The following is a 3751-nucleotide window of genomic DNA, read 5'->3' as shown; positions in this document are numbered from 1 at the left end:
GACCCGCATCGAGAAGGTCAAGCTGGCCGCCGAGGCGCGCAACGAAGGCACCGTCACCTCGGTGTCCGACGGCATCGTGCGCATCCACGGCCTGGCCGACGTGATGCAGGGCGAAATGATCGAACTGCCCGCTTCCGACAGTGGCGCCGCCACCTACGCGCTCGCGCTGAACCTGGAGCGCGACTCGGTCGGCGCCGTGGTGCTGGGCGACTACGAGCACCTGCGCGAAGGCGACGTGGCCAAGACCACCGGCCGCATCCTCGAAGTGCCGGTCGGTCCGGAGCTGCTCGGCCGCGTGGTCAACGCGCTGGGCGAGCCGATCGACGGCAAGGGCCCGATCGGTGCCTCGCAGACCGCGCCGGTCGAGCGCGTCGCCCCGGGCGTGATCTGGCGCAAGTCGGTCGACCAGCCGGTGCAGACCGGCTACAAGTCGGTCGACTCGATGATCCCGATCGGCCGCGGCCAGCGCGAGCTGGTCATCGGCGACCGCCAGACCGGCAAGACCGCGCTGGCGATCGACGCGGTGATCAACCAGAAGGGCACCGGCATCAAGTGCGTGTACGTCGCGATCGGCCAGAAGGCCTCGACCGTGGCGAACATCGTGCGCAAGCTCGAAGAGAACGGCGCGCTGGCGCACACGATCGTCGTCGCCGCCACGGCGTCGGAGTCGGCCGCGATGCAGTACATCAGCGCCTACGCCGGCTGCACGATGGGCGAGTACTTCATGGACCGCGGCGAAGACGCGCTGATCGTGTACGACGACCTGTCCAAGCAGGCCGTCGCGTACCGCCAGATCTCGCTGCTGCTCAAGCGCCCGCCGGGCCGCGAAGCCTACCCGGGCGACGTGTTCTACCTGCACTCCCGCCTGCTCGAGCGCGCCGCGCGCGTGTCCGAGGAGTACGTCGAGAAGTTCACCAACGGCGCCGTGACCGGCAAGACCGGCTCGCTGACCGCGCTGCCGATCATCGAGACCCAGGCGGGCGACGTGTCGGCGTTCGTGCCGACCAACGTGATCTCGATCACCGACGGCCAGATCTTCCTCGAGACCGACCTGTTCAACGCCGGCATCCGCCCGGCCGTGAACGCCGGCATCTCGGTGTCGCGCGTCGGCGGCGCGGCCCAGACCAAGATCATCAAGAAGCTCTCGGGCGGCATCCGCATCTCGCTGGCCCAGTACCGCGAGCTCGCCGCGTTCGCGCAGTTCGCCTCGGACCTCGACGAAGCCACCCGCAAGCAGCTCGAGCGCGGCCAGCGCGTCACCGAGCTGATGAAGCAGAAGCAGTACGCGCCGATGCCGATCGCGCTGCAGGCGCTGTCGATCTACGCGGTCAACGAGGGCTACCTCGACGACGTGCCGGTCAACAAGGTGCTGGCGTTCGAAGACGGCCTGCACGCGCACTTCGCCAACACCCAGGGCGAGCTGCTGGGCAAGATCAACGCCTCGGGCGCGTGGAACGACGAGATCGAGGCCACGTTCAAGGCCGGCATCGCCGAGTTCAAGAAGACCGGTACCTGGTAAGGCACAGGGTGGGCCCCGGCCCACCGTTGCAAGGCTGGATCGAACGGCGGGCCCGGGCCCGTCCTACCGAGAAGAGAAATGGCTGGCGGACGCGAAATCAAAACCAAGATCAAGAGCGTGCAGAACACCCGCAAGGTGACGCGCGCGCTCGAGATGGTCTCGGCCTCCAAGATCCGCAAGGCGCAGGACCGGATGAAGGTCTCGCGCCCGTACGCGCGCGTCATGAAGCAGGTCATCGGCCACCTGGCCCAGGCCAACGCCGACTACCAGCATCCGTACATGGTCGAGCGCAGCACCGTGAAGCGCGTCGGCTACGTGATCGTCTCGTCCGACCGCGGCCTGGCAGGCGGCCTCAACAACAATCTGTTCCGCAAGCTGCTCGGCGAGTTCCGCAAGTGGCAGGAGCAGGGCGTCGAGATCGACGTCGTCACCATCGGCCAGAAGGCCTCGGTGTACTTCCGCCGGCTCAAGGTCAACATGCGCGCGTCGGTCACGCACCTGGGCGACCAGCCGAAGCTCGAGCAGATCGTCGGCGTGGTCAAGGTGATGCTCGACGGCTACACCGCCGGCGAGCTCGACCGCGTGTTCGTCTGCTACAACGATTTCGTCAACACGATGACCCAGCGCGCGGCGTTCGACCAGCTGCTGCCGCTGCCGCCGTCGGAGACGCAGGTCGCCAAGCACGACTGGGACTACCTGTACGAGCCCGACGCACAGACCGTGCTCGACCACGTGCTGACCCGCTACATCGAGTCGCTGGTCTACCAGGCCGTGCTCGAGAACGTCGCCTCCGAGCACGCCGCGCGCATGGTCGCGATGAAGGCCGCCTCGGACAACGCGAGCAAGCTGATCGGCACGCTGCAGCTGGTCTACAACAAGGCCCGCCAGGCGGCGATCACCCAGGAAATCTCGGAAATCGTCGGCGGCGCCGCGGCGGTCTGAGCCAAACGCATACGCGCGGGCGCCATCCGGCGACCGCGACCCAGAATTAAAGTTACGAGGAAACAACCATGAGCCAGGGCAAGATCGTTCAGATCATCGGTGCCGTCGTCGACGTCGAGTTCCCGCGCGGTTCGGTGCCGAAGGTGTACGACGCGCTGAAGGTCGAGAACACCGAGATCACGCTGGAAGTGCAGCAGCAGCTCGGCGACGGCGTGGTCCGCACGATCGCCCTCGGCTCGACCGACGGCCTCAAGCGCAACCTGGTGGCCAACAACACCGGCAACGCGATCTCGGTGCCGGTCGGCGCCGGCACGCTGGGCCGCATCATGGACGTGCTCGGTCGCCCGATCGACGAGGCCGGCCCGGTCGACGCCTCGGCGCACTGGGAGATCCACCGCGCCGCGCCGTCGTACGAGGACCAGTCGTCCTCGACCGAACTGCTCGAGACCGGCATCAAGGTCATCGACCTGATGTGCCCGTTCGCCAAGGGCGGCAAGGTCGGCCTGTTCGGCGGCGCCGGCGTCGGCAAGACCGTCAACATGATGGAGCTGATCAACAACATCGCCAAGGCGCACTCGGGCCTGTCCGTGTTCGCCGGCGTGGGCGAGCGTACCCGCGAGGGCAACGACTTCTACCACGAGATGAAGGACTCCAACGTCCTCGACAAGGTCGCGATGGTGTACGGCCAGATGAACGAGCCGCCGGGCAACCGCCTGCGCGTCGCGCTGACCGGCCTGACGATGGCCGAGTACTTCCGCGACGAGAAGGACGCGTCGGGCAAGGGCAAGGACGTGCTGCTGTTCGTCGACAACATCTACCGCTACACGCTGGCCGGTACCGAAGTGTCGGCGCTGCTCGGCCGCATGCCGTCGGCGGTGGGCTACCAGCCCACGCTCGCCGAGGAGATGGGCGTGCTGCAGGAGCGCATCACCTCGACCAAGTCCGGCTCGATTACGTCGATCCAGGCCGTGTACGTGCCCGCGGACGACCTGACCGACCCGTCGCCGGCGACGACCTTCGCCCATCTCGACGCAACCGTCGTGCTGTCGCGAAACATCGCGTCGCTGGGCATCTACCCGGCCGTCGACCCGCTCGACTCGACCTCGCGCCAGCTCGACCCGAACGTGATCGGCAACGAGCACTACGACGTCGCGCGCAAGGTCCAGGCGACGCTGCAGAAGTACAAGGAGCTCAAGGACATCATCGCGATCCTGGGCATGGACGAGCTGTCGGAAGAGGACAAGCAGGCCGTGTCGCGCGCGCGCAAGATCGAGCGCTTCTTCTCGCAGC

3 protein-coding genes are annotated in these 3751 nt (G+C 67.2%); all 3 read left to right on the top strand.

Annotated elements, in window-relative coordinates; translation table 11 throughout:
* Nucleotides 1-1519 (top strand): F0F1 ATP synthase subunit alpha (gene atpA, locus V6M46_RS16220; protein ID WP_442880540.1); only part of this gene is annotated, 1519 nt, incomplete at its 5' end.
* A 78-nt stretch (nt 1520-1597) separates the two neighbouring features.
* Complete coding sequence (atpG, locus tag V6M46_RS16215) at nt 1598-2461, top strand: F0F1 ATP synthase subunit gamma (protein WP_119719279.1); 864 nt, start codon at nt 1598-1600, stop codon at nt 2459-2461.
* Between the two features lie 68 nt (nt 2462-2529).
* On the top strand, nt 2530-3751 hold a 1222-nt coding region (gene atpD, locus V6M46_RS16210; protein ID WP_332666971.1), incomplete at its 3' end, for a F0F1 ATP synthase subunit beta.

The organism is Aeromicrobium sp., from assembly GCF_036676885.1.
Taxonomy (GTDB): Bacteria; Actinomycetota; Actinomycetes; order Propionibacteriales; family Nocardioidaceae; genus Aeromicrobium.
This window is presented reverse-complemented; position numbering and strand designations above follow the sequence as displayed.